Origin of the sequence: Flavobacterium glucosi (assembly GCF_048286535.1) — a bacterium.
Lineage (GTDB): Bacteria > Bacteroidota > Bacteroidia > Flavobacteriales > Flavobacteriaceae > Flavobacterium.
On the sequence record NZ_JBLVPK010000004.1, the window covers coordinates 76,973 to 103,648 of the forward strand.

At 34.7% G+C, this 26,676-nt stretch carries 26 protein-coding genes and 1 pseudogene; 19 read left to right on the forward strand and 8 right to left on the reverse strand.

The window, feature by feature from the left end; all coding sequences use genetic code 11:
* The first annotated feature begins 56 nt into the window (after positions 1 to 56).
* The 9 genes from ACNQGD_RS08495 to ACNQGD_RS08535 all read left to right on the forward strand — a co-directional run bounded on the left by ACNQGD_RS08495 (position 57) and on the right by ACNQGD_RS08535 (position 8,326).
* Complete coding sequence (locus tag ACNQGD_RS08495; RefSeq protein WP_417999002.1) at positions 57 to 716, forward strand: TetR family transcriptional regulator C-terminal domain-containing protein; 660 nt, start codon at positions 57 to 59, stop codon at positions 714 to 716.
* Positions 716 to 2,023: an ABC1 kinase family protein gene (locus ACNQGD_RS08500; protein WP_417999003.1), complete on the forward strand. Its 1,308-nt coding sequence runs from the start codon at positions 716 to 718 to the stop codon at positions 2,021 to 2,023. Before ACNQGD_RS08495 ends, ACNQGD_RS08500 begins: the two co-directional genes overlap by 1 nt.
* Positions 2,023 to 2,157, forward strand: a complete 135-nt coding sequence (locus tag ACNQGD_RS08505) for a DUF2256 domain-containing protein (protein WP_082014130.1) — start codon at positions 2,023 to 2,025, stop codon at positions 2,155 to 2,157. Before ACNQGD_RS08500 ends, ACNQGD_RS08505 begins: the two co-directional genes overlap by 1 nt.
* Positions 2,133 to 3,437, forward strand: a complete 1,305-nt coding sequence (locus ACNQGD_RS08510) for a DASH family cryptochrome (RefSeq protein WP_417999004.1) — start codon at positions 2,133 to 2,135, stop codon at positions 3,435 to 3,437. Before ACNQGD_RS08505 ends, ACNQGD_RS08510 begins: the two co-directional genes overlap by 25 nt.
* Positions 3,438 to 3,444: 7 nt before the next feature.
* The gene (locus ACNQGD_RS08515; protein WP_417999005.1) at positions 3,445 to 4,929 is read left to right on the forward strand and encodes a cryptochrome/deoxyribodipyrimidine photo-lyase family protein; all 1,485 of its coding nucleotides are present in this window, start codon (positions 3,445 to 3,447) and stop codon (positions 4,927 to 4,929) included.
* Positions 4,930 to 4,983: 54 nt separating this feature from the next.
* Entirely contained in the window at positions 4,984 to 5,265 is a 282-nt protein-coding gene (locus tag ACNQGD_RS08520) for a TIGR03643 family protein (protein WP_416847286.1), read from the forward strand.
* 41 nt (positions 5,266 to 5,306) lie between these two features.
* Positions 5,307 to 5,990 (forward strand): SDR family NAD(P)-dependent oxidoreductase, encoded by a 684-nt coding sequence (locus ACNQGD_RS08525; protein ID WP_417994026.1) that lies wholly within the window; start codon positions 5,307 to 5,309, stop codon positions 5,988 to 5,990.
* A gap of 145 nt (positions 5,991 to 6,135) precedes the next feature.
* Positions 6,136 to 6,747: a GTP cyclohydrolase I FolE gene (gene folE / locus ACNQGD_RS08530; RefSeq protein ID WP_417994027.1), complete on the forward strand. Its 612-nt coding sequence runs from the start codon at positions 6,136 to 6,138 to the stop codon at positions 6,745 to 6,747.
* Positions 6,748 to 6,907: 160 nt separating this feature from the next.
* The gene (locus tag ACNQGD_RS08535) at positions 6,908 to 8,326 is read left to right on the forward strand and encodes an SDR family oxidoreductase (protein WP_417994028.1); all 1,419 of its coding nucleotides are present in this window, start codon (positions 6,908 to 6,910) and stop codon (positions 8,324 to 8,326) included.
* An 82-nt stretch (positions 8,327 to 8,408) separates the two neighbouring features.
* Here ACNQGD_RS08535 and ACNQGD_RS08540 read toward each other — a convergent pair whose 3' ends face one another.
* From ACNQGD_RS08540 to ACNQGD_RS08570, 7 genes are all read right to left on the reverse strand, one after another.
* Complete coding sequence (locus tag ACNQGD_RS08540; RefSeq protein ID WP_417999006.1) at positions 8,409 to 9,704, reverse strand: cryptochrome/photolyase family protein; 1,296 nt, start codon at positions 9,702 to 9,704, stop codon at positions 8,409 to 8,411.
* A complete protein-coding gene (locus ACNQGD_RS08545; RefSeq protein WP_417999007.1) occupies positions 9,704 to 10,165 on the reverse strand; it encodes an SRPBCC family protein in 462 nt (153 codons plus the stop codon). Before ACNQGD_RS08545 ends, ACNQGD_RS08540 begins: the two co-directional genes overlap by 1 nt.
* A gap of 177 nt (positions 10,166 to 10,342) precedes the next feature.
* Complete coding sequence (locus ACNQGD_RS08550) at positions 10,343 to 10,783, reverse strand: sterol desaturase family protein (RefSeq protein ID WP_417999008.1); 441 nt, start codon at positions 10,781 to 10,783, stop codon at positions 10,343 to 10,345.
* Between the two features lie 47 nt (positions 10,784 to 10,830).
* A complete protein-coding gene (locus tag ACNQGD_RS08555) occupies positions 10,831 to 11,670 on the reverse strand; it encodes a phytoene/squalene synthase family protein (RefSeq protein ID WP_417999009.1) in 840 nt (279 codons plus the stop codon).
* A 1-nt stretch (position 11,671) separates the two neighbouring features.
* Positions 11,672 to 13,147 carry a phytoene desaturase family protein gene (locus ACNQGD_RS08560; RefSeq protein WP_417999010.1) on the reverse strand — a complete coding sequence of 492 codons (1,476 nt, stop codon included), beginning with the start codon at positions 13,145 to 13,147 and terminating at the stop codon, positions 11,672 to 11,674.
* A 36-nt stretch (positions 13,148 to 13,183) separates the two neighbouring features.
* Complete coding sequence (locus tag ACNQGD_RS08565) at positions 13,184 to 14,083, reverse strand: MerR family transcriptional regulator (RefSeq protein ID WP_417994034.1); 900 nt, start codon at positions 14,081 to 14,083, stop codon at positions 13,184 to 13,186.
* A 71-nt stretch (positions 14,084 to 14,154) separates the two neighbouring features.
* Complete coding sequence (locus ACNQGD_RS08570; RefSeq protein WP_417994035.1) at positions 14,155 to 15,108, reverse strand: ion channel; 954 nt, start codon at positions 15,106 to 15,108, stop codon at positions 14,155 to 14,157.
* Positions 15,109 to 15,387: 279 nt separating this feature from the next.
* On the opposite strand from ACNQGD_RS08570, the gene ACNQGD_RS08575 reads away from it, so the two are divergent.
* The 7 genes from ACNQGD_RS08575 to ACNQGD_RS08605 all read left to right on the forward strand — a co-directional run bounded on the left by ACNQGD_RS08575 (position 15,388) and on the right by ACNQGD_RS08605 (position 22,304).
* Positions 15,388 to 16,023: a phosphoribosyltransferase gene (locus tag ACNQGD_RS08575; RefSeq protein ID WP_417999011.1), complete on the forward strand. Its 636-nt coding sequence runs from the start codon at positions 15,388 to 15,390 to the stop codon at positions 16,021 to 16,023.
* A 41-nt stretch (positions 16,024 to 16,064) separates the two neighbouring features.
* Complete coding sequence (locus ACNQGD_RS08580) at positions 16,065 to 16,724, forward strand: dienelactone hydrolase family protein (protein ID WP_417999012.1); 660 nt, start codon at positions 16,065 to 16,067, stop codon at positions 16,722 to 16,724.
* 18 nt (positions 16,725 to 16,742) lie between these two features.
* The gene (locus ACNQGD_RS08585; protein ID WP_417999013.1) at positions 16,743 to 17,180 is read left to right on the forward strand and encodes a VOC family protein; all 438 of its coding nucleotides are present in this window, start codon (positions 16,743 to 16,745) and stop codon (positions 17,178 to 17,180) included.
* A 201-nt stretch (positions 17,181 to 17,381) separates the two neighbouring features.
* Positions 17,382 to 18,275, forward strand: a complete 894-nt coding sequence (locus ACNQGD_RS08590; RefSeq protein ID WP_417999014.1) for a dienelactone hydrolase family protein — start codon at positions 17,382 to 17,384, stop codon at positions 18,273 to 18,275.
* 568 nt (positions 18,276 to 18,843) lie between these two features.
* Positions 18,844 to 20,379 carry a hypothetical protein gene (locus ACNQGD_RS08595; protein WP_417999015.1) on the forward strand — a complete coding sequence of 512 codons (1,536 nt, stop codon included), beginning with the start codon at positions 18,844 to 18,846 and terminating at the stop codon, positions 20,377 to 20,379.
* A 484-nt stretch (positions 20,380 to 20,863) separates the two neighbouring features.
* On the forward strand, positions 20,864 to 21,472 hold the full coding sequence (locus tag ACNQGD_RS08600) for a YkgJ family cysteine cluster protein (protein WP_417994041.1): 609 nt from the start codon (positions 20,864 to 20,866) through the stop codon (positions 21,470 to 21,472).
* 475 nt (positions 21,473 to 21,947) lie between these two features.
* Positions 21,948 to 22,304 (forward strand): hypothetical protein, encoded by a 357-nt coding sequence (locus tag ACNQGD_RS08605; protein ID WP_417999016.1) that lies wholly within the window; start codon positions 21,948 to 21,950, stop codon positions 22,302 to 22,304.
* Positions 22,305 to 22,471: 167 nt separating this feature from the next.
* On the opposite strand, the pseudogene ACNQGD_RS08610 reads toward ACNQGD_RS08605, so the two are convergent.
* A pseudogene (locus ACNQGD_RS08610) lies at positions 22,472 to 23,047 on the reverse strand (ATP-binding protein); the annotation flags it as partial.
* A 76-nt stretch (positions 23,048 to 23,123) separates the two neighbouring features.
* On the opposite strand from ACNQGD_RS08610, the gene ACNQGD_RS08615 reads away from it, so the two are divergent.
* The 3 genes from ACNQGD_RS08615 (at position 23,124) to ACNQGD_RS08625 (ending at position 26,503) form a co-directional block, all read left to right on the forward strand.
* A complete protein-coding gene (locus tag ACNQGD_RS08615; protein WP_417999187.1) occupies positions 23,124 to 23,393 on the forward strand; it encodes a hypothetical protein in 270 nt (89 codons plus the stop codon).
* Positions 23,394 to 23,863: 470 nt separating this feature from the next.
* Positions 23,864 to 25,327 (forward strand): M28 family metallopeptidase, encoded by a 1,464-nt coding sequence (locus ACNQGD_RS08620; RefSeq protein ID WP_417999017.1) that lies wholly within the window; start codon positions 23,864 to 23,866, stop codon positions 25,325 to 25,327.
* A 9-nt stretch (positions 25,328 to 25,336) separates the two neighbouring features.
* The gene (locus ACNQGD_RS08625) at positions 25,337 to 26,503 is read left to right on the forward strand and encodes an ATP-grasp domain-containing protein (RefSeq protein ID WP_417999018.1); all 1,167 of its coding nucleotides are present in this window, start codon (positions 25,337 to 25,339) and stop codon (positions 26,501 to 26,503) included.
* Positions 26,504 to 26,676 lie beyond the last annotated feature (173 nt).

The following is a 26,676-nucleotide window of genomic DNA, read 5'->3' on the forward strand; positions in this document are numbered from 1 at the left end:
TGATATATAGTTAAACATTTCATACCTTTATACTTTAATTAGAAATATACTAAAAAATGGCGACTAAAAAATCGATAATAACGAAAGAGAAAATAGTTTCTATGTATATGATATATACATTAGAAAATAATGAAAAACCGAAATCCGTTTATAATTTCACTAAACTAAATAACTTTTCAGAAACTGAATTCTATCACTATTTCGGGACTATGGAAAGTTTAGAGAAAGAAATCTTTAAAATTTTTCTGGAAAAAACGGTCGAATTACTTCAGAAAGACGAGAACTATGAAACCTATAATATGAAAAGTAAAATGCTGAGTTTTTACTTTACTTTCTTTGAATTATTATCTGCTAATAGAAGTTACGTGACTCTCAGCTTGAAAGAACCACACAATAAGCTCCAAAATTTAATGCAACTTTCTAGTTTAAGAAACAGTTTTAAAAACTATATAGCAGGAATCATTTCAGATGAATACCGAATTAAACAAGAAAAAATTCAAAAATTTCAAGAGAAAGCGATTCAGGAAACGTCTTGGATCCAATTTTTATTGACCTTGAAATTCTGGCTAGATGATTCTTCACCAGCTTTTGAAAAAACAGACATCTACATTGAGAAGTCTGTAAAAGTCTCTTTTGAATTAATGAACATCGCACCGCTTGACAGCCTAATAGACTTTGGGAAATTTATTTTCAAAGAAAAAATATACAACAAATAATGAAAACGATAGATTACATCCCCACTTCAAAAATTGAAAGAGCTACAAAACTGGTGCAAACGGGTGCAAAAGTTGGCGTAAACTACCTGAAATATTACGGCGAAAAAATGGTCAATTCTGATTTGACACGTGATAAACTCAACGAAGATAACGCCGAAGATATTTACGATGGACTAAAAAGTCTAAAAGGAAGTGCGCTGAAAGTAGCACAAATGCTAAGTATGGACAAAAGCTTTTTGCCTCAGGCTTATGTAGAAAAATTTTCGCTTTCCCAATTTTCCGTTCCGCCACTTTCGGCTCCATTGGTATTGAAAACTTTCAAGACAAATTTTGGCAAAACGCCTTATGAGATTTTTGATGAGTTCGATGCGAATTCCGTTAATGCAGCGAGTATCGGACAAGTTCATGTTGCGGTAAAAGACGGTAAAAAGCTGGCTATAAAAATCCAATATCCTGGCATAGCAAATAGCATTTCCTCTGATTTAGCGATGGTAAAACCAATAGCAATCAGAATGTTTAACCTTCAAGGAAAAGATTCTGATAAATATTTCAAAGAGGTCGAAGATAAGTTAATCGAGGAAACTGATTATTTATTGGAACTAAAACAAAGCCAAGAGGTTGTTAAAGCGTGCAAAAAAATTGAAAATTTAGTTTTCCCAAATTACTATCCTGCCTATTCTTCGGAGAAAATTATCACAATGGACTGGATGACGGGAATTCATCTTTCTGAGTTCACTAAGAAAAATACCAATCAGGAAGCTGCCAATAATATTGGTCAGGCTTTATGGGATTTCTACATGTATCAAATACATATTTTGAAAAAAGTACACGCTGATCCACACCCAGGTAATTTCTTGGTCAACGACAAAAACCAATTAATAGCATTGGATTTTGGTTGCATGAAACAAATTCCTAATGCCTTCTATATTCCTTATTTCGAATTAATAAATAAAGAAGTGATTGATAACAAGAAACTTTTTAATGAAAAATTATTCGAATTGGAAATTCTTAGAGTAGATGATTCCAAAGAAGAAGTGGACTATTTCACGGAAATCTTTTATGATTTATTGTCGTTGTTCACCAAACCATTTCAAGAGAATACGTTCGATTTCTCAGATGCAGCCTTTTTTGAAAGTATTGCACAATTAGGAGAACGTTTTTCGAAAGACACCAATCTTAGAAAAATGAATGGAAATCGAGGTTCCAAACATTTTATTTATATGAATAGAACCTTTTTTGGCTTATATAATTTGATGTTCGATTTAAAAGCCACTATCGTCGTTAATCAATATCAGAAATACAACTAGTGAAAAAAGAGAACCTGCCTTCAAAAATGTGTTTGGTTTGCAACCGGCCTTTTAGCTGGCGGAAAAAATGGGAAAAAGTTTGGGATGAAGTCAAATATTGTAGCGAAAAATGCAAAAGAAACAAAAAGGGTTAGTTTGGTTTAGAAATGATTTGAGAGTTCATGATAATGAATCTTTAACGAATGCCGTATTAGAAAATGATACTGTATTTGCGGTGTATTGTTTTGATCCAAGGCATTTTGAGCAAAGCAAATTTGGTTTTAAGAAAACAGCCAAATTTCGAGCTCAATTCCTAATTGAATCGGTAAAGGCATTGAAAGAAAATCTGGAACAACTCAATATTTCGTTTTTGGTGTATCACCAAAAACCAGAAGAGTGTATTCCGGAAATAATTGCTCAAAATGAAATCAGCTCTGTTTACTTCCAAGAAGAATGGACGAGTGAGGAACTGGAAGTTTTAGAAAATATAAAATCAAAAGTTCCAGATTCAGTAGCATATAAAGCTACTTACAACCAGTTCTTATTTCATCCTGCAAGTATTCCGTTTGCTATTGAATCAATTCCAAATGTTTTTACACAATTCAGGAATCAGTGTGAAAAGTCGACGAAAGTCAGACCTGAATTTACAGTTCAACCACTTCTTCCAGAAAATTTGATACTAGATAAAACAGTAATTCCTACGATGGAAACATTGGGATTTGCTGATTTTGAAATGGATTCCAGAACCGCGTTTCCTTTTCGTGGCGGTGAAAATGAAGCACTGAAACGAATGAAAAATTATTTTTGGGAAACCAAAAAACTAAGCGTTTATAAATTGACTCGCAACGGATTGATTGGAGCTGATTTTAGTTCAAAATTTTCTCCTTGGTTGGCTAATGGCTCTATTTCGGCGAAAACAATTTATTGGGAAATTATTAAATACGAGCAAGAAGTCGAGAAAAATGATTCCACGTATTGGTTGGTTTTCGAGTTAATTTGGAGGGATTATTTTAAATATATTTCAATGAAAAACGGAAACTCTATTTTTAAAATTGGAGGGATTTTAGATAAAAATTACGATTGGAAAAACAATCAGTCGGCTATAAACAACTGGATCAACGGGAATACACAAGAGCCTTTTGTAAATGCCAACATGATTGAATTGCAACAAACAGGCTGGATGAGCAATCGTGGAAGGCAAAATGTAGCCTCTTATTTTGCTAAGAATTTACTTTTAGATTGGCGCATAGGAGCCGCTTATTTTGAAGCGATGCTAATTGATTACGATGTGCACAGCAATTACGGGAATTGGATGTATGTTTCAGGAGTTGGCAACGACCCAAGAGATCGAAAATTTAATATTAAGTTACAGGCTGAGAATTACGACGGACAATCAAAATTCCAGCAATTATGGTTGCAACAACAATTATTTTAAAAATTAAATGAATACAAACAAGAAACATATCAATGTGGTTTGGTTTAAAAGAGACCTTCGTTTACAAGATAACGAAGCAATTTTCAATGCAACAAAAACAGACACACCCACTTTGTTGCTTTATGTATTCGAAAAGTCTTTAGAAAACGATGCGCATTACAGTCCCAGACACTGGAATTTCATCAAGCAATCGCTTGTAGACATCAACAAACAACTGGAACAATCAAATACACATGTTTTAGCGGCCTCCTCAGAAGTGCTGCAGGTACTCAATACCATACAAGACACCTATAAAATAGATACCGTTTTTTCGCATCAGGAAACGGGTTTGAAAATCACGTACGAAAGAGACAAAACCTTCAAACGATTTTGCAAAAACAATCAAATCAATTGGGTTGAAAACACTAACAACGGGATTTTCAGGGCGCTAAGAAATAGAACAAATTGGGTTTCAAACTGGGAAAAATACATGAATGAACCACAATTTGTTTTTGATTCGAAAGCAGTAAATTTCCTCGATACGGAAGCAATAACCCAACTTGAAAAAGCATTGGAAAAGACAAATTTAGAAACTTTTCCGGATACAATTTTTCAAAAAGGTGGCAGTACAATGGCTGGAAAATATTTGCAAAACTTCTTTGAAGAGCGCTATCAAAATTACAGTTCGCATATTTCAAAGCCTTTATTGGCTCGAAAAAGTTGCAGCAGATTATCCCCTTATATCGCTTGGGGAAATGTATCCTCCAGACAAGTTTTGCAAAAAGCAGCCACTTTCAGATTGACATGCACCCATAAAAAGCAAATTGATTCATTTATATCCAGACTGACTTGGCAGGCACATTTCATTCAAAAATTTGAAATGGAAGAAATCATGGAGTTTGAAAGTGTCAACAAAGGCTTCCATTCGTTGAAAAAGAAAGTTAATGAAAACTATATTGAAGCTTGGAAAACCGGACAAACAGGATTTCCATTAATTGACGCTTCTATGCGTTGCTTGAACGAAACGGGCTATTTGAACTTTAGAATGCGTGCAATGTTAGTGTCGTTTTTTACGCATAATTTATGGCAGCCTTGGCAGGAAGCGACGCAACATTTATCACAAATGTTTCTGGACTTTGAACCTGGAATTCATTTTCCGCAATTGCAAATGCAGGCTGGTGAAACTGGAATCAATATGTTGCGCATTTATAATCCAATAAAGAACAGTTACGAACACGATCCAGATGGTGAATTTATAAAAAAATGGGTTCCGGAATTGCGCAATTTGCCTCGTGCATTTGTACATGAACCCTATAAAATGACCTATCTAGACCAGAAGTTTAATGATTTCGAAATAGGCATCAATTACCCGAAACCAATTGTAAATATGGAACGAACAAGGAAATTTGCTAGTGATTTATTATGGAAAATGAAAAAAAATCCATTGGTAAAAGAGGAAAGTTCGCGTATCTTAAAGTTACACACTATGGCTGATATTGGCGACAGCGAATAATTTTTCAATACATATTAAAAAAACAATAGCAATCTCAATTAAAAAAATATCGTGATTACAAAAAAAGAACTTACTGATTTAGACAAAGACCGAATCATAGAAATGGCTTGGGAAGACCGAACCACTTTTGATTCGATTTTAATGCAATTTGGATTAAAAGAACAAGAAGTTATCGACCTGATGCGCACCGAAATGAAACCTTCAAGTTTTAGAATGTGGCGTGAACGCGTTCAAGGACGAAAAACAAAACATGAGAAATTAAGGGATTTTCGAGAGGGTCGTTTTAAGTGTACGATGCAAAGACAAATTAACAACAACAAGATTTCCAAACGATAAAAATATTGGACTACATCCTGTTAAAATAACAACCTATAAAAATGAAAAACATAGTAATCATTGGTGGTAGCAAAGGAATTGGCAGTGCCATTTTGTTACAACAATTAGAGACAAACATGGTGTACAACATCAGCCGAAACGCTCCAAATATCACACATCCTAATCTGAAACACTTTTCTGTAGATGTATTGCAGGATTCGCTACCAGAAATAGAAACTATTGATGCCTTGATTTATTGTCCGGGTTCCATCAACTTGAAACCCATAGGAAGCCTTACTATAGATGATTTCAGGAAAGATTTTGAAATTAATGTTATTGGCGCTGTAAAAGCCATTCAGAAATATTTACCAAGTTTAAAAAAGGGAACTCATCCATCGATTGTTTTGTTCAGCACGGTAGCCGCAAAATTAGGAATGCCGTTTCATGCGAGTATTGCTACAGCAAAAGCAGGAGTTGAAGGATTAGTGAAATCATTGGGAGCAGAATTGGCTTCAGTAGTACGCATCAATGCTATAGCTCCCACGATCACCGAAACGGGACTTTCGGCAGGTATTTTGCGAAATGATCGAATGAAAGAAAATATGGTGGAACGCCACCCGATGAAAGGCTATTTAAAACCCGAAGAAGTAGCGAGTATGACTGGCTTCCTAATTTCGGAAAATGCGAAATCAATTTCAGGTCAAGTATTCGAAATGGATTACGGAATAGTGACTTTTAAAATCTAAAGAAGCTGTTTAAAACATAAAAAATATTAACCATTAAAGAATTAAGTTTATCTAGAAAAGATTGCTTAATTTTTCTTAATTGCTTAATGGTTCAAAACATCCAATAAAATAATTAACCAAACTAAAAATTAAAATACACCATACCATGATAAAAGAAATGAAGAGTTACGAGAAAATTGAACAATACGACACAGAAATAACAGAATTTTTAGCTGATAATTATAGAGTAATCATTGAAAATTTAGGGGAAGACATTAACAGAGAAGGTCTTGAAAAAACACCGGAACGTGTCGCCAAAGCAATGCAATATTTGACTCATGGTTACGGATTAGATCCATTAGAGATACTAAAATCAGCACTATTTACCGAAGACCATAAACAAATGATTGTGGTAAAAGACATTGAAGTATATTCCATGTGTGAACACCACATGTTACCCTTTTTTGGAAAAGCACATGTAGCTTATATTCCAAATGGGAAAATTGTAGGTTTAAGTAAAATCCCAAGAGTCGTAGATGCTTTTGCCAGAAGGATGCAAGTACAGGAACGATTGACAGACCAGATTAAAAACTGTATTCAGGAGGCTTTGAATCCACTAGGTGTAGCGGTTGTAATTGAAGCCCAACACATGTGCATGCAAATGCGTGGGATTCAAAAACAAAATTCGGTTACTACGACATCGTCTTTTACCGGAGCTTTTGAAAAAGACAAAACCAGAAAAGAATTTATCAGCTTAGTTTCGAATAAATTGAGTTAAATTTAATTACTCATTAGAAATGTTCCTTATTAACTAAAAACAGAACACGGATTAAACAGATTTTTGATTGATTAATTTGAAATTAGAGCTAATTCGTGTAATTCGTAGCAAAATATTTAAGTATTATTTCGAACCAGTATAATTGTTTAAATACAACACCATGAAAATTCTCTTAACTGGCGCAACAGGTTATATTGGCAAACGACTTTTGACTCTATTGGTAGAGCAAGGACACGACATAATCTGTTGTGTTAGAGATAAAAACAGGTTTTATTGTCCTGTCGAATTTCAAAAAAGTGTTACGGTAATTGAAGTCGATTTTCTCAAACAAGAAACATTGACAACCATTCCAGACGCTATTGATGCCGCATATTATTTGATTCATTCCATGTCAGGATCCGCTTCCAATTTTGATGAACTAGAAAGCATATCGGCACTTAATTTTGTACAACGTTTAAATGAAACCCAAGTAAAACAAGTTATTTATTTGAGCGGAATTGTAAATGACAAATCGTTATCCAAACATTTATCCTCGAGAAAAAAAGTAGAAGAAATTTTAAATATTGGAACGTTTGCCACGACAACTTTAAGAGCTGGAATTATTGTGGGTTCTGGCAGTGCTTCGTTTGAAATTATTCGGGATTTAGTGAACAAACTTCCCATAATGATTACTCCAAAATGGCTGAATACCAAGTGCCAACCGATTGCAATTCCGGATGTTCTTGATTTTTTATCCAAATCATTATTGAATCCCGTTACGTACAACCAAAGTTTTGATATTGGAGGGCCGGATATTTTAACGTACAAAGAGATGCTTTTGGGTTTTGCGGAAGCTAAAAAACTAAAACGATGGATATTTACTGTTCCCATAATGACACCAAAATTGTCCTCGTATTGGTTGTATTTTGTAACCTCAACATCCTATAGACTCGCGTCAGCACTAGTCAGCAGTATGAAAGTGGAAGTCATTTGCAGCGATAACAGAATCAACGCTTTATTGAATGTTACGCCTATGTCTTACAAGCAAGCGCTTTCCCGTGCTTTGATAAAAGTAGACGAGGACAAAGTAGCTTCGAGCTGGAAAGATTCCTTAATCAGTGGACGTTTTAGCAGTAATATGTCGGAATATTTAAAGGTTCCAAAAAAGGATTGCTACATCGACCGACGTAAAATGGAAATCTTAGACCGAGATTTTACCCTCAGTAGAATTTGGTCCATCGGTGGTGATACGGGTTGGTATTACGGTGATTGGTTGTGGGATTTACGTGGTTTTATAGACAAATTATACGGTGGCGTAGGTTCCAGAAGAGGAAGAACGAACCGACATGATATTCATTCTGGGGATGCATTGGATTTTTGGCGCGTTTTGTATGCCAATAAAGAAGAAGGGAAATTAATCTTATTTGCCGAAATGAAATTACCCGGTGAAGCTTGGTTGGAATTTAAAATTATCGGAAATACGTTGTATCAAGCGGCGACTTTCAGGCCAAGAGGAATTTGGGGAAAATTATACTGGTATTCCGTTTTACCGTTTCATGGATTTATTTTCGAGGGAATGCTGAAGAAATTGATCCGTTAATAAACAAATATCCTTTTCTATACCTGCTTGAAAAAAAAATTAAGATTGAACGAATTATGAATCCGTTCAATCTGTATCTATTTTATTTTAAAATTCCGGCTTTGTAAGTGGCAATCGCTCTATCTCTAGCCATAGCGTGCTCTACCATTGGTTTTCCATAGCCTAAATCAAATTCTTTGATCCATTTTCGGATGTAGCTTCCCTTTTCGTCGAATTTTTTCTGTTGTATTTCCGGATTGAAAACACGAAAATAAGGAGCGGCGTCACAACCGGTTCCTGCTGCCCATTGCCAGTTTCCAACATTGGCAGACAATTCGTAATCCAGTAATTTTTGAGCAAAATAAGCTTCTCCCCATTGCCATTGAATCAATAAATGCTTGCAGAGAAAACTCGCTACCACCATGCGGACTCTGTTGTGCATGTATCCGGTTTCATTGAGTTGACGCATTCCGGCATCCACCATAGGATATCCAGTTGTTCCTGAACACCAGCGCTTGAAATCTTCTTCATTATTGCGCCATTGAATCCCATCATACGCTGATTTGAAGTTTTGTGTAACGACTTTTGGAAAACTGAATAATATTTGCATAAAAAATTCTCTCCAAATCAATTCACTCAAAAAAACATCATTTTTATGAAATGCCCAATTGACTAATTTCCTAACGCTTACAGTTCCAAAACGCAGATGTGGCGAAAGATACGAAGTTTTATCCAAGGCTGGAAAATCTCTTATATCTTGATAATTTGCAATGAATTTTAAATTGTGCGGCTTTACTTTTATAGGACTTTCTTCGAAACCTATTTGTTCCAAAGTTGGAAAAACAAAGACACTTTTATAGAAATTAGAAAACATATCCGTGGCATCGTATTCTGGAACCGGAGCCATTGATTTGTATTTTTCTAACCATTTATTTTTAAAGGGAGTATAAACGGTATACGGCAATCCATCGGCTTTTGTGATTTCTTTTTCTTCGAAAATTACTTGATCTTTAAAAGAATAAGAAATCGTTTTTTTGGCTTCTAACATTTCACAAATAATGGTGTCACGTTGTATGGCGTATGGTTCGTAATCTTTATTGAAGAAAACTGTTGCGATATCGAATTCTTGTAAAAGTGATTGCCAAACGTCAATAGTTTTCCCTTTTTTTACCAAAAGAGAACTTCCTATTTCTTGTAATTGGGTATTTATTTTCGAAAGTGATTCATGAATGAAACCTACTCTGGCATCGTTTTTTGGCAAACTGTCTAAAATGGAATCATCAAAAATAAACAATGGAATAACCGGATATTTAGACTTCAAAGCATGGAATAATCCAACGTTATCTTCCAGACGCAAATCACGTCTGAACCAAAAAACAGAAACTTCTTGTTTACTCATTACTTTGCATTAAACATTTCGTCCACTTTAACTACACGGTAATTGAAAATAGATTTTAATTTATTTTTGACGACCAACGTGTTCATGATTTGGCCCAAAAAACCAAGTGGCAATCCGTAATGTACCACATCCGTCATTTTAGTTCCGTTAGGTGTAGCTTCAAAGAAATGTTTGTGGTGCCAGAAACTGTAAGGGCCAAAACGTTGTTCGTCTATGAAATAACTATTTTCCTTAACTTGAGTAATTACGGTCATCCACGACAAAGTAATTCCTAAAAGTGGCGTTACTTTATATTGAATAATTTGCCCGGGATACATGGCTTTTTTGTCGAAATCCGTGATTTGAAAACCCATTCCTTCTGGTGTGATTTTCTGAAGATTTTTTGGGTTTGAAAAAAAATCCCAGCATTCTTCTACGGTTGCATTTACGTGCTGAACGGTTTCTTTTTTGTAAATTTTCATAGTTGAATTTTAAGAATAAATACCGTCACGAAGCACTGAGTTTGCGTGAGGGATAAAAGTGAAGCTCTTTTTTAGACTGCCCTGTCAAGGTTTTGATCCTTGACAGGGCAGTCTAAAAAAAGCGGGAACGTGTAGCCCGACCCGATTTTTTCATCGGGTCACGCCCAAATAGAATTGTTATATTTTATAGTATTTGAAAGGCACAAATAACATACCGAAGCACTCTCCATGTTCTTTTCCCAAATGTTTGTGATGTACTTTGTGCGCTTTTCGCAAGCCTATTAAATACTTGTTATTGGTGTTTTTGAACCATTTGAAACGTTGATGAATCAGGACATCATGAATCATGAAATAACAGAATCCATAAAAAGTGATTCCGAGTCCAATGAAAAACAAATAGTTCATCCCGCCTTGCACACCATAATAAAAGAGAACGATGCTAGGAAGGGCAAAAATCACAAAGAAGATATCGTTTCGTTCAAAAATATTGGCGTATTTAGGTTGGTGATGATCAGCATGAAAATACCACATCAGACCGTGCATAATGTATTTGTGCGTAAGCCAGGTTACACATTCCATGACAAGGAAAACACCCAAAAAGATTAAAAAGAAAATCATTATTTTTTTATTTAATTAAAATATACTTTTTTAAAACAAGCTGTAATTTAAACCAACTTCAATTTATAGGTTACAAAAGATTGCGCCAAAAGACCCGCTTTTGTATAATTTGAAACCCGAATCCTTGCATTTCCAATTTCATGACTAGGCGTGTTTTCTAATTTTTTCAGTAGTTTTTTGTAATAAACAAATGCTGTGTACACGCCAAACTTAGCTTCTATTGGCAACTTCACAATTCCTTGATAGGCGACTTTGAAATCTTCTTCAATTTCATTGATGATTGCCGTTTTAGCTTTTTCATCGAATGAGTTCAAATCGACTCCAGGAAAATAATTTCGGTTTAACACCAAGTTATCGTCCTTTAAATCTCTCAAAAAATTAACTTTTTGGAAAGCAGAACCCAAACGCATGGCTTCGCCTTTCAATTGATTATATCTTTCTGTATCTCCTGCAACAAAAACCTTGAGACACATCAACCCAACCACATCAGCAGAGCCATAAATGTAATCGTCATATTCAGCCTTACTATTGTAATCTGATTTGATTAAATCCAATTTCATACTTCTCAAGAAAGCTTGAATTAAATCATCTGAAATATTGTATTGCTTTACCGTTTGCTGGAAAGAGTTCAAGATTGGATTTAAACTTATTCCTCTTTCGGTTGCTTTGTAATACTCATCCTCAAACTCCGTGATTAAACTTTCTTTGTCAAAACCGTGAAATGAATCAACAATTTCGTCCGCAAAACGAACAAATCCATAGATACTATAGATGGCATCTCTTATACTTGGCGACAACATGTAAACCGCCAGAGAGAAAGAGGTACTATAGTTTTTTGTAACTAGCTTGCTACATTTAAAAGATACATCATCAAATAGTTGCTTCATATTATTGCTCTGAAAATTGCTTGTTAATTAATTCTGATACTAATTTTCCAGAAATTAATGCTGGTGGAACACCTGGTCCAGGAACGGTCAATTGACCCGTAAAATATAAATTCTTTACTTTTTTACTTTTCAACTTTGGTCTCAAAAAAGCAGTTTGCAATAACGTATTTGCCATTCCATATGCATTTCCTTTGTAAGAGTTGTACTCCGAAACAAAGTCATTTTTACAAAATGATTTTTTAAATATAATATTATTTTTCACGCTTTGCTGTGTTAAAGTTTCAAAACGATCCATTATTTTATCAAAGTATTGTTCTCGTAATGCTTCAGTATCATTAATTCCGGGAGCTAATGGCACTAGAAAAAAACCAGATTCCATTCCATAAGGAGCGGCAGTTTTATCTGTCAATGATGGAAAATTGGCATAAAACAAGGGTTCTTTTGGCCATTGTGGCTCATCATAAATATCCTTGGCATGCTGATAAAAATCAACATCAAAAAACAACGCATGATGCGAAATATTTTCTATTTTTTTATTGAAACCAACATAAAATAATAACGAAGAAGGAGCAAAAACTCTGCTGTCCCAATATTTTTCAGAATACGCACGATGTTCTTGATCCAATAATGTTTCTGTGTGATGGTAATCAGCACCGCTCAAAATCAAATCTGAGGCAATCGTTTCGCCATTAATCAATAATCCTTTGGCTGTTTTATTGTTTACAATAATCTTTTCAATAATAGCGTTCGTTTTGAATTTTACTCCCAATTCCAACGCTAAACTTTCCATAGCCCGAACGACATCAAACATTCCTGTTTTTGGATGCCAAGTTCCAAGACCAAAATCAGCGTAATTCATAAAACTATAAAACGATGGCGTATCGGATGGTTTTGCACCAAGAAACAAAACGGGGAACTCCAGTATTTGAATCAACCGTTCATTTTTAAATTTCTTCCGAACATCTTTGCTGATGTTACTAAAAAACTGTCCTACTTTTTTAGCGGTTTCAACCGTTATTAATTCCAGTGGAGAAACACCCGGTCTATACACTAGATCTTTAATGGCAATGTCATAATTGCTTTTGGCCTCAGCCATGAAATCATTTAATATGGTACCGCTTCCTTTTTCAATTGCTTCAAAAGCGAAAATAATATCCGTTAAATTATCCGCAATTGTAATGAAATCATCGATCCCATAATACACACGGTATGCTGGTGATAACTTTATTAGCTCGTAATAATCTGTTGTTTTCTTTCCAAAATCGGCAAAGAAACGATCAAACACATCTGGCATCCAATACCAACTGGGCCCCATGTCAAAAGTGAAACCATCCATTTTTAATTGTCGTGCTCTTCCGCCAATAGTTGGGTTTTTTTCATACACAGTAACATTGTGACCGCTTTGAGCTAAATAACAGGAAGCAGCAAGCGAAGAAAACCCAGAACCTATAACTGCAATTTTTTTTATTTCTTTCATTTGTTTAGCAAATATACGAAAAGTTTAAACAAAAAATTAAATTTCACCGACTAAATCAGAAATAGAATTAAAAATTGATATTTTGTCTGAAAGCCCTTCTTTGTTGATAAACTCCACCAACCGTCCAGTATACCATAACTCCGTATTATCATCTAATAATTCATCCGCCATTTTTTGGATGTATTCGTCCAAAATATCTCTTTCGGGTTGCACCGTGAGGTAGGAAATAAAAATAATGGAGTCAAAATGTTTTTTTAAATCTTTTAGATTATTGATGGGCATGCTTTCACCCAAATAGATCGTTTTGTATCCCAATAATAAAATTTCATAATTCAAATACATCAAGCCAAGCTCATGAATTTCATTCATAGGAAGAGAAAGTACAAAAATTTTATCTTTTTTAGTTTGCTTTAAAACCTGTAATTTCTCGGTATTTATCAGTAATTTTTGTTTGATCAAATAACTTATAAAATGCTCGTGGGCTGGTGTAATCGTATCAGACTGCCATAATAATCCCAGTTCATTCATCAAAGGAATAAAAACTTGAAGAAATACTTCTTTAAATGATTTTTCAGCAATCAACCAATTGTAAGTATTGAAAAACAACTCTTGGTCAAAATTCATCATCGCCATCTTAAACTCACTGATGGCATGACTTTTAGCTGTTTTATTCGAAATTATTTCTCGTACAAGAGATGGTATTTTATCTTGTGGATACGTAGCTATTTTTGAAATTTTATAGCCATAGTCATGAAGCAAAGTAATATTTAATAGTTTTTGCAAACTAGCTAAATCGTACAATCGGATATTAGTATCTGTACGCATCGGTTGAAGAATGTCGTATCTCTTCTCCCAGATTCGTATAGTATGTGCTTTGATCCCTGAAAGATTTTCAAGATCTTTAATACTAAACACACTTTTCATATTGTTTATCATTTATCTACATTTAATAAACAAATGTAAAATAAATTTCATTATAAATTTGAAATAATTTGAAAACTATTGTATTATTCTAAAGTGACGCTGTAAAAGGCATTTAATTTGTCTAAGTCAAGGATTGTTTTTGAACTATCAGTACTTCGCGTGTACATCGGCTCAAATTTTGCTCCGTAAATAACTTCCTCAAAAGTATAAGAAGTACGAATGGCCACGGTATTACTAAACATATCATCAAAGGTTTTTATAAAAACAAGGATTTCACCGTGAATACTATCAAAATCTTCTTTGGTTAAATTATACAGCGGACTATCTTCTGTAATGGGATGGACCAAAGTCCAGCTTAAGGTTAGTGCATTTATTCTTTCCAATTCCAGTTCTAAAGTATAAAATTTATTAGTTTTAATACCATTGTCTTCCACACTCATTCCGAGAGTCATTTTGGCTACAGCATCAGTAAAATTAGTATTTTTAAAAGGTGTAATCCTGATCATTAACCCTTTTATTTCTCCATAAGGAGCGATAAGGGCATTGTGTGAAAATTTCAAAAAAGCAGTTGGTCTACTAAAACGTCCAAAGAATAAACCGGTCGCAATTGCGAAACTCAACAACCCAATCAAAGCTTCCGCAGCAGCTAATAAACTGGTCAAAAAACCAGAAGGACTAATATGCCCATATCCCACTGTTGTAAAGGTTTGCGCACTAAAAAAATAAGCCTGACCAAATTGAACCCAATTTGAACCTGAAGCGTCAATCCCATTCAAATTTTCGATCCCGATGGCATAATATAAGAACGCAAATAAAAAATTCATTCCCACATAGAACAATAAAAGAATCAACATGAATTTCCATCTTGGCAAATCAATCATGGTATGATACCAACTGATTCGGTGTAAAAGATGCATGCCTCGCTTCTCTACATTTGCAGTTCCATTTTTATTCACAAATCGCCCACCATAATTATTGGCATTGGTACCAAAACCAGTATTTGTATCTGCCTTAGCTTTTGAATTTATTTTCCTCATTGCAGTTATTGCTATCCATTTTTTGTGAGGCAAAAATAGCAAAAAAAAGAACTGATTTTATCATTAGGATAAGCCATTTCTCAGCCCAACTTATTTTTTATAATGCTATTCTTTCATTTGTAAAAAACAGTTCCAAATTCGTCATTAATATTCCTTTTAAGAACTTTATTTTTACATAATTTATAGTTTTATCGCTAAAATAATTTTAAAAAATAAAATTAACTACTTGAAAATCAATATCTTTAAACGTTATTATTCTTTTAAATAAAACTTCTAATTATGCATAACGAGATTTTAAAAGACAGAATTGAGGCCGGCTTATTGCTTTCTAAAAAATTAAAAAAATACCAGAATAGTGATTCCATAGTACTTGCTATACCCAGAGGCGGCGTACCTGTGGGATATGTAATTGCTAAAAACTTACATCTGCCCTTAGATATCGTTTTTTCAAAAAAAATAGGACATCCTAATAACAAAGAATTTGCAATTGGTGCGGTCTCATCAGATTATATGATTCTTGATGAGCATCCTAATGTCCCTCAAAAATATATTGACAATGAAATTATCCGACTGCAGAAATTAATGAAGGATAAATACGAACTCTACATGGGCAATAGAAAACCACTGGATATAAAAGGAAAAAATATAATTTTGGCAGATGATGGCATCGCTACAGGAAATACTTTGCTAGCCTGCATAAATATGCTTCGAAAAAAAAATCCTGCCAAAATAATCGTGGCAATTCCTGTAATACCCTCTGATACCGTGCCTGTAGTTGAGAAAAATACCGATGAGTTTGTCTATTTGATGGCTCCAACATATTTTAGCGGAGTAAGCGGATTTTACGAAGAATTCAATCAAGTGGAAGATGCCGAAGTCATACAATTATTAGGCATTCCCATTAGCAGTAAATAATATGATTTTCAGATAAACTTCCCTATTTAAAATTTAAAATGATGGAAAAATTAAATTTAGATATCCCTTTATCCGCTGTAACATTAAAAGGAGATTTGATAATTCCAGAAAACGCAAAAGGAATAGTCATTTTTTCGCACGGAAGTGGCAGCAGCAGATTCAGTTCCCGAAACAGAATGGTAGCCGAATTGATTCAAAACCAAAACATCGGCACATTTCTTTTTGACCTGCTCACCGAGGAAGAAGATAAACTTTATGAGAACAGATTCGATATTGATTTACTAACCAACCGATTAATCGAAACCACGCAATGGCTAATGGACTATAAAAGCACTAAAAACTTGCCCATGGGTTATTTTGGTGCCAGTACAGGAGCCGCATCGGCGTTGCGGGCAGCAGCTTATTTCAAGACAAAAATTAAAGCCGTGGTTTCTCGTGGCGGACGCCCTGACTTGGCAATTACCGAATTATCACAAGTTACTGCTCCTACTCTATTAATAGTTGGAGGACTCGATATTCCTGTAATCGGAATGAATAAAATGGCATTTGACAACTTAGAATCAGTAAAAGAAATAAAAATAATTCCCGGAGCCACCCATCTTTTTGAAGAACCCGGAAAATTACTTGAAGTAGCTGAATTAGCAATAGTTTGGTATAAAATATATTTGATAAAAAAAGAAGAAAAACAAACTAAAGTGTAACCCTTAAATCCAATTATCATGGTAACAGTAAATACATCCATTACTTATAATGGAAATTGTGAAGAAGCATTCTTATTTTACAAATCGGTTTTTGGCGGTGAATTTTCTTATTTTGGAAGATTCAAGGAAATGCCAATGACCGATGGCAAAACCTGTCCTCTTGGAGAATCTGAAAAAATAATGCATGTTTCTCTACCCATTAGTGACGAAACAGCTATAATGGGCAGTGACAGCTTCGAATCTTTTGGGGCAACAACTATTTACGGGAATAACTTTTCACTTTCTATCAATACCGAAAGTAAAGAAGAAGCCGATAAAATGTACAATGCACTTTCAGCAGGCGGAAAAGTTATAATGCCAATGGAAGATGCTTTTTGGGGCGACTATTTCGGGACATTCACCGATAAATTTGGAGTCAACTGGATGGTGAATTTTGAGCAAAATCACGAGAAATAAAATTAAAACAACACTGAAAAGTCTCTGTATTTAGGCTTTTTTTATGGCTTGTAGCAAACTGTTTTTAGATAAAAAACAATCCCAAACTACAGTAATTATTGCATTCCTGTTTTTTACAATAAAGGTTTAAAAAAATTGCAATTATAGCCGATGCTAAAACAATCGCTTTTTTTGCTAAATTAGTTGAATTAAATAATTGCTATGAAAAAACTAACCAAAGAAGACATCAGTCAGGAAGTATTTGACTTATACGATGATTATGCTCATAACAAAATTGAAAGAAGACAATTCGTCGAAAAACTATCCTTGTTTGCGGTAGGAACGCTTACACTTCCGTCACTTCTTAGCTTTATGACACCCAATTACATCGACTCTATTTTAATAAAACCCGGCGATCCAAGGTTGAAATCAGAATTTATAACCTACGATTCTCCTAAAGGCGGAGGTAAAATCAAGGGACTTTTATCCCAACCTGCGGGAACCAAAAAGAAATTACCGGGAATCATTGTTGTGCATGAAAACCGAGGGCTGAATCCTTATATTGAAGATGTAGGACGAAGAGCCGCTGTGGAAGGATTTATAACTTTGGCACCGGATGCCTTATCACCACTAGGAGGTTATCCCGGAAATGATGATGCGGGTAGAGATCTGCAGAAAAAACGCACCCGTGAAGAAATGCTGGAGGACTTCATTTCAGCCTATGAATACCTGAAATTACACAAAGATTGTAATGGACATATTGGTGTGGTAGGATTTTGTTTTGGCGGTTGGATTGCCAATATGATGGCGGTAAAAATACCAAAGCTATGTGCCGCAGTTCCCTATTACGGCGGACAACCCACTACCGATGAAGCCGACAAAATAAAAACACCTATCATGGCACACTATGCTAGTTTAGACACTCGCGTAAATGAAGGTTGGCCTGCTTATGAATCCATTCTCCAAAAGAACAAAGTAGAACATGTTGCTTATTTCTACGAAGGTGTGAATCATGGTTTTCATAACAATACCACGCCCAGATACGATGAAAAAGCCGCTACTTTATCGTGGATGCGAACGATTGATTTTTTTAAGGAGAAATTGAAGAAGAAATAATTTTTGAATGCAACTATTTTGAAAGTCCTGATTGGAGCTTTTTTTTATTTAATTTTAGTTTTTTTTTAAAATACTGTGTAGATTAAAACATTTTGTTAACAAGCGCGGGGAATCCAATAACGATAAGGATATACAACTTGCCTAAGATAATTGCTAGATTAACATTGGGGAGAAAGAGTTTCAAGGAAGTAGGTTTAACTGTACCCATCTTGGTAAGCCCAAAAGCCTTCATAAAACATTTATATGGCTGCTTCTTATCGATTTAATCAAACAAATAGATCAGATCCGACAAGAAACAAACATCATTGATTTAGGAATAGAACCACAAAAGGCTTACAAGTCCAGGGAGGAAAGTTATTTGTAAATAAGACCGTATTTATTTTTTGGCTAGACCCAGAAAATTTAAAACATAACTTTTTTGCACTATATAAATTTATGAGAGCACACACATTCAGGTTAATAAATTATTACTATTGTGTTAAATAAATCACAAACTAATAATTATTACTAAACAATTTTAATTATTTTTGTTTGATCTTTATGTAAATAAATTAAACAAAAAAAAATTATGAAAAATTTTAACAAGTTATTTTTTTATTTGTGTTTGCTTTTTGTTAGCACGACGTTTTTTGTTGGATGTAGTAATGACGACAGTTCACCGCAACTCACCGGGGAATCTAAGCAGTTCATTTTGCTCAGTAAATCAAACCCTGCCGTTAGCGGAACCGTTACGTTTGCAAAAAGAAATGATGACACAACGCTTATTACTGTTCAATTAAGCGGCACTAGTGCTGGTGGAAATCATCCGGCACACATCCACGCCGGTACAGCAGCAGAAGGCGGAGCTATTTCACTTGACCTAACTTCTATTACTGGAAGTACAGGTAAAAGTGAAACGGTTGTTAAAGCTTTAAATAATGGCTCGCCCATCACTTACGAACAGTTAATTAGTTTTGATGGTTATGTTAATGTTCACCTTAGCGGAACCGATCTCGCAACATTGATAGCGCAAGGTGATATTGGTATTAATGAACTTACAAATACTAGCAAAACGTATACCTTAACTTCCGTTTCCAATAGCGCCATAAATGGCACTGCTAAATTTACCAAAAGGGTAAGCGGTAAAACTTTGGTAAGTATTGCGATAACGGGTACAACTCCTGGAGTTACTTCTATTGCGCATATTCACGTCAATACTGTCGCTCAAACGGGCGGTGTAGTAGTAGATCTTACATCGGTAAATGGATCTACAGGAAAAAGTGATACCAGTGTAAACAAACTCAATACAGGAGCTGCCATAACTTATGATGAGCTTTTGAATTTTGACGGATATATAAATGTTCATGAAAGTGCTACCGCTTTATCAACATTAATCGCACAAGGTGATATTGGTAAGAATGAACTTACTAACGTCAGTAAAACCTACCCTTTAAATGCCGTTTCTAACAATGCTGTAAGTGGCACAGCAAAATTTACAAAAAGAGTGAGCGGTGAAACTTTAGTAAGTATTTCCATAACTGGAACAACTGCAGGAGTTAATTCCCCAACACACATCCATCTCAATACTGCTGCCCAGGGAGGACCTATAGCTATTGATCTTACATCTGTCACCGGTGCTACTGGAAAAAGTGAAACCAGCGTGAATAAACTCAATAATGGAACCGCCATTACCTATGACGAGCTATTAAATTTTAATGGATACATAAATGTTCACTTAAGTGCAATCAATTTAGCAACCATAATCGCTCAGGGTAACATTGGAGCTAATGCAGGAAATTTAAATGTCGTAAATTACAACATAACCAATACAAGTTCTACATCTTACGTATTTAATGGTGGGGGGTTAACTAATGGGAGTAATCCAAATTTAACTTTGCAAAGAGGTAAAACGTATAGTTTTACTATGAGTACACCTGGACATCCTTTCTTAATAAAGACCGTCCAAACAACTGGCAGTGCCAGCGCTTACAACAATGGAGTCACTAACAATGGCGCTATAAGTGGTGTCATATCTTTTACTGTACCCAGTGATGCACCAAACACCTTATATTACATCTGTGAATTCCATTCCTTAATGACAGGTATTATAACAATTACCAATTAAGTAGAAAACAAAAGTATCAGAATAAAGCCAGTGCAGATGTACTGGCTTTATTTATTAAAATTATTCCGATTTAAAGTAATTACCCGCATAAATAACTTATTTCAGAATTATTTAGAAAACCTCATTAGTAAATGCATATCTCTATGCTCAAAGTCCATTGATAAATTACAGTTATATATTTGGCAAATTAATTTTTAAATACCAAAATTCATTGCATGATGACAAATCCTCTTGTGCAATCAAAAACCACCTAATTAATTTTACCCGCGCGCAGAAATGTACCCCAATGACGCTTGGAAAATATCTCCAACTTTGACCATAAAGCAATGAGCCACTGACAAGAAACAATATCACAAAAAAAAATCTACTAATACCAATTTAATCTCACACTCCAAAACTTACCTTTCTGTAAAAATATAATCCGCAAGTAAAACGGCATTCTCTCTATAACGGTTTTTAATAGCCTACCTTAGAAAAAAAATTAATGTCTATAGAACACAAGGTCCGATTGGTTGAAGAATTATTTCACCGTCTTGAAAATGAAATTACGGCGTTCCAATCAGAAACTCATTTACAGTGTCGCGCTGGTTGTGGCAAGTGTTGTTCTACACCAGACATCGTTGCTTCTCCTTTGGAATTTTTGCCGTGGGCATTCCATTTATTTTTAAACGGTAAAGCCGAAGAAATGCTTGTTGAATTAAACAATAAATCCGATAGCAACTGTCATTTATACCGACCTCTAGATGTTTTGGACCGAAGCAACGGAAGCTGTAGCAACTATCGCTATCGCGGATTGATTTGCAGGCTTTTTGGGTATGCCGCAAGCAGAGATAAATATGGTAAACTGCGATTGGCGACTTGCAAAATAATCAAAGAAGAACAACAACAAAACTTCAAGGATACTGAAGAAGCCATTGGCAAAGGATTATACGTACCCATTTTTTCTGATTATTACATGCAACTTTCTCAAATTGACAACAGGCTAGCCATTACTTTACTACCCATAAACGAAGCCTTAAAAATAGCCATTGAAGAAGTCTTGCATTATTATGCGTACAGACCGTTTCCCGATGGTCCCGAAAATATCGCTTAAAAATACAATGCATAAAAAAAGCCCCGTTTGAACATGCCCCAAATAGTGTCTAACTTTTTGGGGCATGTTCAAACGGGGCTTTTTCAATATATAAACTCAAGTTTTATTTACTCAAATACATTTTTCTTCTGGAGTACAATTCGTAGAACTGATCGTCTTTCGGCCAACAAGTTCGCAGCTCTTTTTACCTGAATAAAAATGACAATACCAATGCGCGATGTTTTTTGAAATACTTATTAAGAATGGTCACTAAAAAATGCGAAATTATATGAGTGATAAGTTTCATGAAAAGTCAACGATAATAAATCTACTTGTTTTTTTATTCCAATTATTGAAAAATTAATTTATATAAAAATTAATTATATTTTCATAATTCACAGATAATCACCTCAACCATTAATATTTAGCTACATTTGAAAACGTATCCTTATTTAAACAAAAGGTAAAAATTTAACCCCAATTAAACAATCATTTTATGATCAAGAAACAAATTCTCGCATTTTTATTTATTGCGCTATCAATTGTAAGCTGTAGTAAAGACGAACCGACATCGACACCAGCAATTGTATTTACACAGGCAGAAGGAAAAGCTGTAAATGGAGAATATACTATTACAGGAACAATTACTTCTTCGGTGGCTTTATTAAAGGTTATTCTTACGAAAGAAGGGAGTTCAACACCTTTTATTATTGATGACACAACAGCAAAAAATAAAAATAACTATCCTTACTCTTACCTAATTACTGGTATTACCAAGGACACTTACATTATGATTGATGTCTATGATCAAAACAACACAAAAACCTCTACGAGATTTTTAATCAGAGTTTAGTAGTACTATTAATAACCAGAAAGCTCATTTTTACATTTGGGCTTTTTTTATCTTTAAATTTCAAAGGTGGTACGTACAAATATACTATACCAAGTGGTCCTTTCAAAAGACACACACCCCTAAAAAAGCCCCAAACGGGGCTTTTTACATATTATATATTCAAGTTTTTATTTACTCAAATACATTTTTCTTCTAGAGTACAACTCGTATAATTGATCGTCTTTCAAGTCGTCAATAAACAAGATGCTTTCTCCAGTTGATTTCATTTCTGGTACTAATACTTTATTTGCATTATGGAACTTGCTGAAAGAGAAAACCGGTTGTTTAATGGCGTATCCTTTTAGCTGTGGGTTGAAGGTAAAATCAGTTACTTTATTATGCCCTAACATAACTTTTGTCGCATAGTTAACATAAGGTTCTCCGTATGCTTTTGCAATAAATGGAACCGTACGGGATAATCTAGGATTTGCTTCAATGATGTAAACGATATCCTCTTTTATCGCAAACTGAATGTTGATTAAACCAACGGTTCACACAGCCAACGCAATATTTTTCGTATAGTCTTTTATTTGTTGCATTACAAATTCGCCTAAGTTAAACGGTGGCAAAGTGGCGTTACTGTCTCCAAAGTGTACTCCACATGGTTCCATGTGCTCCATAATTCCTATGATGTACATATTTTCTCCGTCACAAATTGCATCAGCTTCGGCTTCAATTGCTCCATTTAAATAATGGTCTAAAATCCCGATCCTTCGGGAGAATTGACGTTGGCAGATCAAAAAAATCACCCTAATTGTTTCTCCTCTTTCATTTACGACAATAGATTACGTTTTAAATAAATATGAAATATCAGAATCTATTTTGAATAAACTTCGAAAGTTTAAAATAATCTGTGAGGTTTGTGAGGTTAATGAAGAAACAATAGACAAAGCGTTGAATTCGAGTTTTAAAAATTTTCCAGATGCTGTCCAATATTTTACTGCTTTACAATCTAACTGCTCAATAATTATAACTAGAAACGGAAAAGACTTTAAGCATTCTACAATTCCAATTATGACAGCTGAGGAATATTTATGTAGCATTATATAAACCGACTACTGCCAAAAGCAAGAGTTTGTTGCGTCTACAGCACCAACAATAAAACTCTTGCTGTTTTGCGTAATCGAAACATGAAATCAAACAAATGAATCCTGAATTAAATTTAGTACTAACAAAAGAAGGTTTAGATATGAGCGACGACCTTAATGCTACTCATAAACGGTTAAGAAACTAGGATACAAAATAAAGTTCCAAATAGAATCGCTATGCGACACATTTCTTAGTAAACGAAACGGATTTACGTTATATTCGGGAATTATTAGAGCGCAATAGTAGAAAAACGCACAGCCAATGAAGTACCAAAAGCATTCAGCAAATAAAAAGTCATTTTGATGATTTGTAATAAAAGATTATCTATACATTTGGAAAGACTAGGCTATTTAATAGCGATTACAGACAGGCTGCCAATACTTACAGATCCTTTACGATTTTAAACTTTTCAATTTTTAAAAATAAACCTTATGAAATCCAAACAAATTCTTCTTTTAATATTATTTATTTCCACTTCGCTTTTTGCGCAAAGCACAGCACCACAATTAGATAAAATTAAGCAGCAAGATCTAAAAGATGATTTATATGAACTGGCGGGGGACGCCTTTCGGGGACGAAGAGGAGGAGAACTTGGCGAAATGCGAGCTTCTGTTTGGGTGGCTCAAAAGGCCCGTGAAGCTGGCCTTAAACCTGCAGGCGAAGATGGAACCTACTTCCAATTCTTTAATCTGAAACGCAGCCGTGTGGCCAATAGTAGTACTGTTAGTGTAAATGGTAAAGCACTTGATCTTTGGAAAGAGATTTGGCCAACTAATTTGGTTGACACTACCCTAGAAGGCTCCGTAGTTTGGTTGGACAAAATACCGGATAATACTGTCGATCTGAAAGGCAAAATTGTAGCTATAAATATTATGCCTCCAACCCCCATTATTCAAGACTGGGTGAGCCTCTGGCAATATCGTTATACCGCTTCTGCCATGAACCAGCAGGGAAAAGAACTCCTCAGCCGCGGTGTTACAGCTATCATTTTTATTGCTAATGATACGGTAGAATCACTTATTTCGTTTACGGGATTTCATTATCAAGAAGGAAGTTATGGAATTGAAGGTGCCGAATCCTCTACTGCAGCTACGGTACCAATTATATTGGCAAGTAAACAGTTAAAGAATATATTTTCTAAACAAGGCGCTTATTTAAAAACTAATTTGAAGGTAGAGAATTTTGACTATCCTTCTATTAATGTTATTGCAAAGGTTGATGGAACTGACCCTAAACTGAAAGAGGAATATGTTTTATTCAGCGGTCACCAGGACCATGACGGAGTAGGACCTGCTGTTAACGGTGATCCTATCTGGAACGGTGCTGATGATAATGCATCAGTAACAGTAGCGATGCTTGCAATAGGGAATGCGTGGAGTACACAACCCGCTAAGCGATCGGCTTTATTTGTGTGGCACGGATCTGAGGAAAGAGGTTTATTGGGTTCTCGCTATTTTGTTAGCCATCCCACCGTTAAACTGCCCTCCATAGTTGCTGTTTTAAATGGCGATATGATAGGACGCAATGCATCTGATTCTGCGGCGCTATTAGGCGTAACAGAACCTCATCTTAATTCTTCTGACCTTGTAGCTATCACTTTAGCAGCTAATAAAAGTATTGCCAACTTCAAAGTAGATACTTCTTGGGATGCTGCAGATCACCCAGAGAATTGGTACTTCCGAAGCGATCATCTTCCCTATGCTCAAGCTAATGTTCCAGCAATATTTTTTACCACCTTATTACACCCTGACTACCATACCCCCTTCGATAGCCCAGATAAAATTGACTATCTAAAACTGACTAAGATGACAAAGTGGATTTATGAAACCGGATGGAGAGTTGCTGAAAGTGACAAACGTCCTGCTTTAACTATTGAAATAAAAAGTAAAAAATAACTACCTATTATGTTCTTAATAGCCAAGCCATTTGTTTCCGATTTTCTTATCAAAACAATAAAAGATAATGATTATAAAATAATTGCAACCAAAGTAGCAAAAGAATTGGTAAAAGATGATTCTTTGGCATGGATAGCCGAAGAGGAAGCAATCACTTTACTAAAAAATAATCCAGAAATTTCTCTTTACAGCAATTCAGAGAACGCATTAGCTTGGATCGATCAATACTATGGAGAAAGTGAATTATCAAGTCAATTACAAGTTTTAAAAAATAAAGTAAAGTTTAGAGAACTTATAAAAGAGTTGTTTCCCGACTTTTATTTCAAGCAAATAAGTATTGAAGAAATCCAACGATTGTCCGATGATGAAATTCGGTTCCCTTTTGTAATTAAACCTGCTGTTGGTTTCTTTAGCATAGGGGTTCATATAGTAGAAAATGAGAAAGACTGGATAAAAGCTAAAAGTGAATTACAACCGGATAAACTTAAAAGTATATTTCCTGAGAATGTATTAAACACAAGTAATTTTATTATTGAAGAATTTATTCGTGGAGAAGAATATGCAATCGATTATTATTACGACAATAATGGAGATGCTGTATTGCTAAACGTTTTACACCACCTCTTTTCATCCGGAACAGATACAAGTGATCGAGTTTATTCAACATCCAAAGCAATCATTGAAAAGTATAAAATTGATCTTGAATGTTTTTTAAGTAAAATTGGTAAAGAGTTACATTTAAAAAATTTCCCGGCTCATGCAGAAGTCCGCATAGATGAAAATGGAAAAATAATCCCCATCGAAGTAAACCCTTTACGCTTTGGTGGATTTTGCACCACGGCCGACCTTCTAGGAGTAACTTTAGGATTTAATGAATACAAATGCTTTTGTGAAAACAAAAAACCAGACTGGGATACTATATTTAAAGGCAAAGAGAATAAAATATTTAGTGTCATTGTTTTGGATAATAATTCAGGAATAATCCCTTCGGATATTTTAAGATTTAACTATTCAGGTCTTGCTAAAGATTTTGAAAAACCAGTATTAATTAGAGAATTAGATATAAATAATTATCCTGTATTTGGATTTGCTTTTATTGAAAGTACAGCCAGTAATAAAAAGGAATTAAATGATATTCTAACCTCTGATTTAAGAAAATATATAGTATCAAAATAAGGAAAATTTTAAAGTGAACATGCTGACTTAGCCATCATAGAAAGTTAAGAAATAATCTTAATTTTAATCTATGAAACAAGTGTGCAAAATTTACGAAAAAGCTTTCAAAAAAAAAGCTGTCCAAAGCTAGACTTGGTTGCGTGGCACAATAAAAGCATCTGCACTATTTTACC

What these genes read in the sequence shown, in the direction of transcription:
- ACNQGD_RS08555 (WP_417999009.1), bottom strand. Translation starts at nt 11,670, where the DNA reads ATGAAGCAACTATTTGATGATGTATCTTTTAAATGTAGCAAGCTAGTT.
- ACNQGD_RS08540 (WP_417999006.1), bottom strand. Translation starts at nt 9,704, where the DNA reads ATGAGTAAACAAGAAGTTTCTGTTTTTTGGTTCAGACGTGATTTGCGT.
- ACNQGD_RS08515 (WP_417999005.1), top strand. Translation starts at nt 3,445, where the DNA reads ATGAATACAAACAAGAAACATATCAATGTGGTTTGGTTTAAAAGAGAC.
- ACNQGD_RS08580 (WP_417999012.1), top strand. Translation starts at nt 16,065, where the DNA reads ATGGAAAAATTAAATTTAGATATCCCTTTATCCGCTGTAACATTAAAA.
- ACNQGD_RS08535 (WP_417994028.1), top strand. Translation starts at nt 6,908, where the DNA reads ATGAAAATTCTCTTAACTGGCGCAACAGGTTATATTGGCAAACGACTT.
- ACNQGD_RS08495 (WP_417999002.1), top strand. Translation starts at nt 57, where the DNA reads ATGGCGACTAAAAAATCGATAATAACGAAAGAGAAAATAGTTTCTATG.
- ACNQGD_RS08560 (WP_417999010.1), bottom strand. Translation starts at nt 13,147, where the DNA reads ATGAAAGAAATAAAAAAAATTGCAGTTATAGGTTCTGGGTTTTCTTCG.
- ACNQGD_RS08620 (WP_417999017.1), top strand. Translation starts at nt 23,864, where the DNA reads ATGAAATCCAAACAAATTCTTCTTTTAATATTATTTATTTCCACTTCG.
- ACNQGD_RS08625 (WP_417999018.1), top strand. Translation starts at nt 25,337, where the DNA reads ATGTTCTTAATAGCCAAGCCATTTGTTTCCGATTTTCTTATCAAAACA.
- ACNQGD_RS08590 (WP_417999014.1), top strand. Translation starts at nt 17,382, where the DNA reads ATGAAAAAACTAACCAAAGAAGACATCAGTCAGGAAGTATTTGACTTA.
- ACNQGD_RS08585 (WP_417999013.1), top strand. Translation starts at nt 16,743, where the DNA reads ATGGTAACAGTAAATACATCCATTACTTATAATGGAAATTGTGAAGAA.
- ACNQGD_RS08545 (WP_417999007.1), bottom strand. Translation starts at nt 10,165, where the DNA reads ATGAAAATTTACAAAAAAGAAACCGTTCAGCACGTAAATGCAACCGTA.
- ACNQGD_RS08550 (WP_417999008.1), bottom strand. Translation starts at nt 10,783, where the DNA reads ATGATTTTCTTTTTAATCTTTTTGGGTGTTTTCCTTGTCATGGAATGT.
- ACNQGD_RS08605 (WP_417999016.1), top strand. Translation starts at nt 21,948, where the DNA reads ATGATCAAGAAACAAATTCTCGCATTTTTATTTATTGCGCTATCAATT.
- ACNQGD_RS08595 (WP_417999015.1), top strand. Translation starts at nt 18,844, where the DNA reads ATGAAAAATTTTAACAAGTTATTTTTTTATTTGTGTTTGCTTTTTGTT.
- ACNQGD_RS08570 (WP_417994035.1), bottom strand. Translation starts at nt 15,108, where the DNA reads ATGAGGAAAATAAATTCAAAAGCTAAGGCAGATACAAATACTGGTTTT.
- ACNQGD_RS08565 (WP_417994034.1), bottom strand. Translation starts at nt 14,083, where the DNA reads ATGATAAACAATATGAAAAGTGTGTTTAGTATTAAAGATCTTGAAAAT.
- ACNQGD_RS08600 (WP_417994041.1), top strand. Translation starts at nt 20,864, where the DNA reads ATGTCTATAGAACACAAGGTCCGATTGGTTGAAGAATTATTTCACCGT.
- folE (WP_417994027.1), top strand. Translation starts at nt 6,136, where the DNA reads ATGATAAAAGAAATGAAGAGTTACGAGAAAATTGAACAATACGACACA.
- ACNQGD_RS08500 (WP_417999003.1), top strand. Translation starts at nt 716, where the DNA reads ATGAAAACGATAGATTACATCCCCACTTCAAAAATTGAAAGAGCTACA.
- ACNQGD_RS08510 (WP_417999004.1), top strand. Translation starts at nt 2,133, where the DNA reads ATGCAAAAGAAACAAAAAGGGTTAGTTTGGTTTAGAAATGATTTGAGA.
- ACNQGD_RS08575 (WP_417999011.1), top strand. Translation starts at nt 15,388, where the DNA reads ATGCATAACGAGATTTTAAAAGACAGAATTGAGGCCGGCTTATTGCTT.
- ACNQGD_RS08525 (WP_417994026.1), top strand. Translation starts at nt 5,307, where the DNA reads ATGAAAAACATAGTAATCATTGGTGGTAGCAAAGGAATTGGCAGTGCC.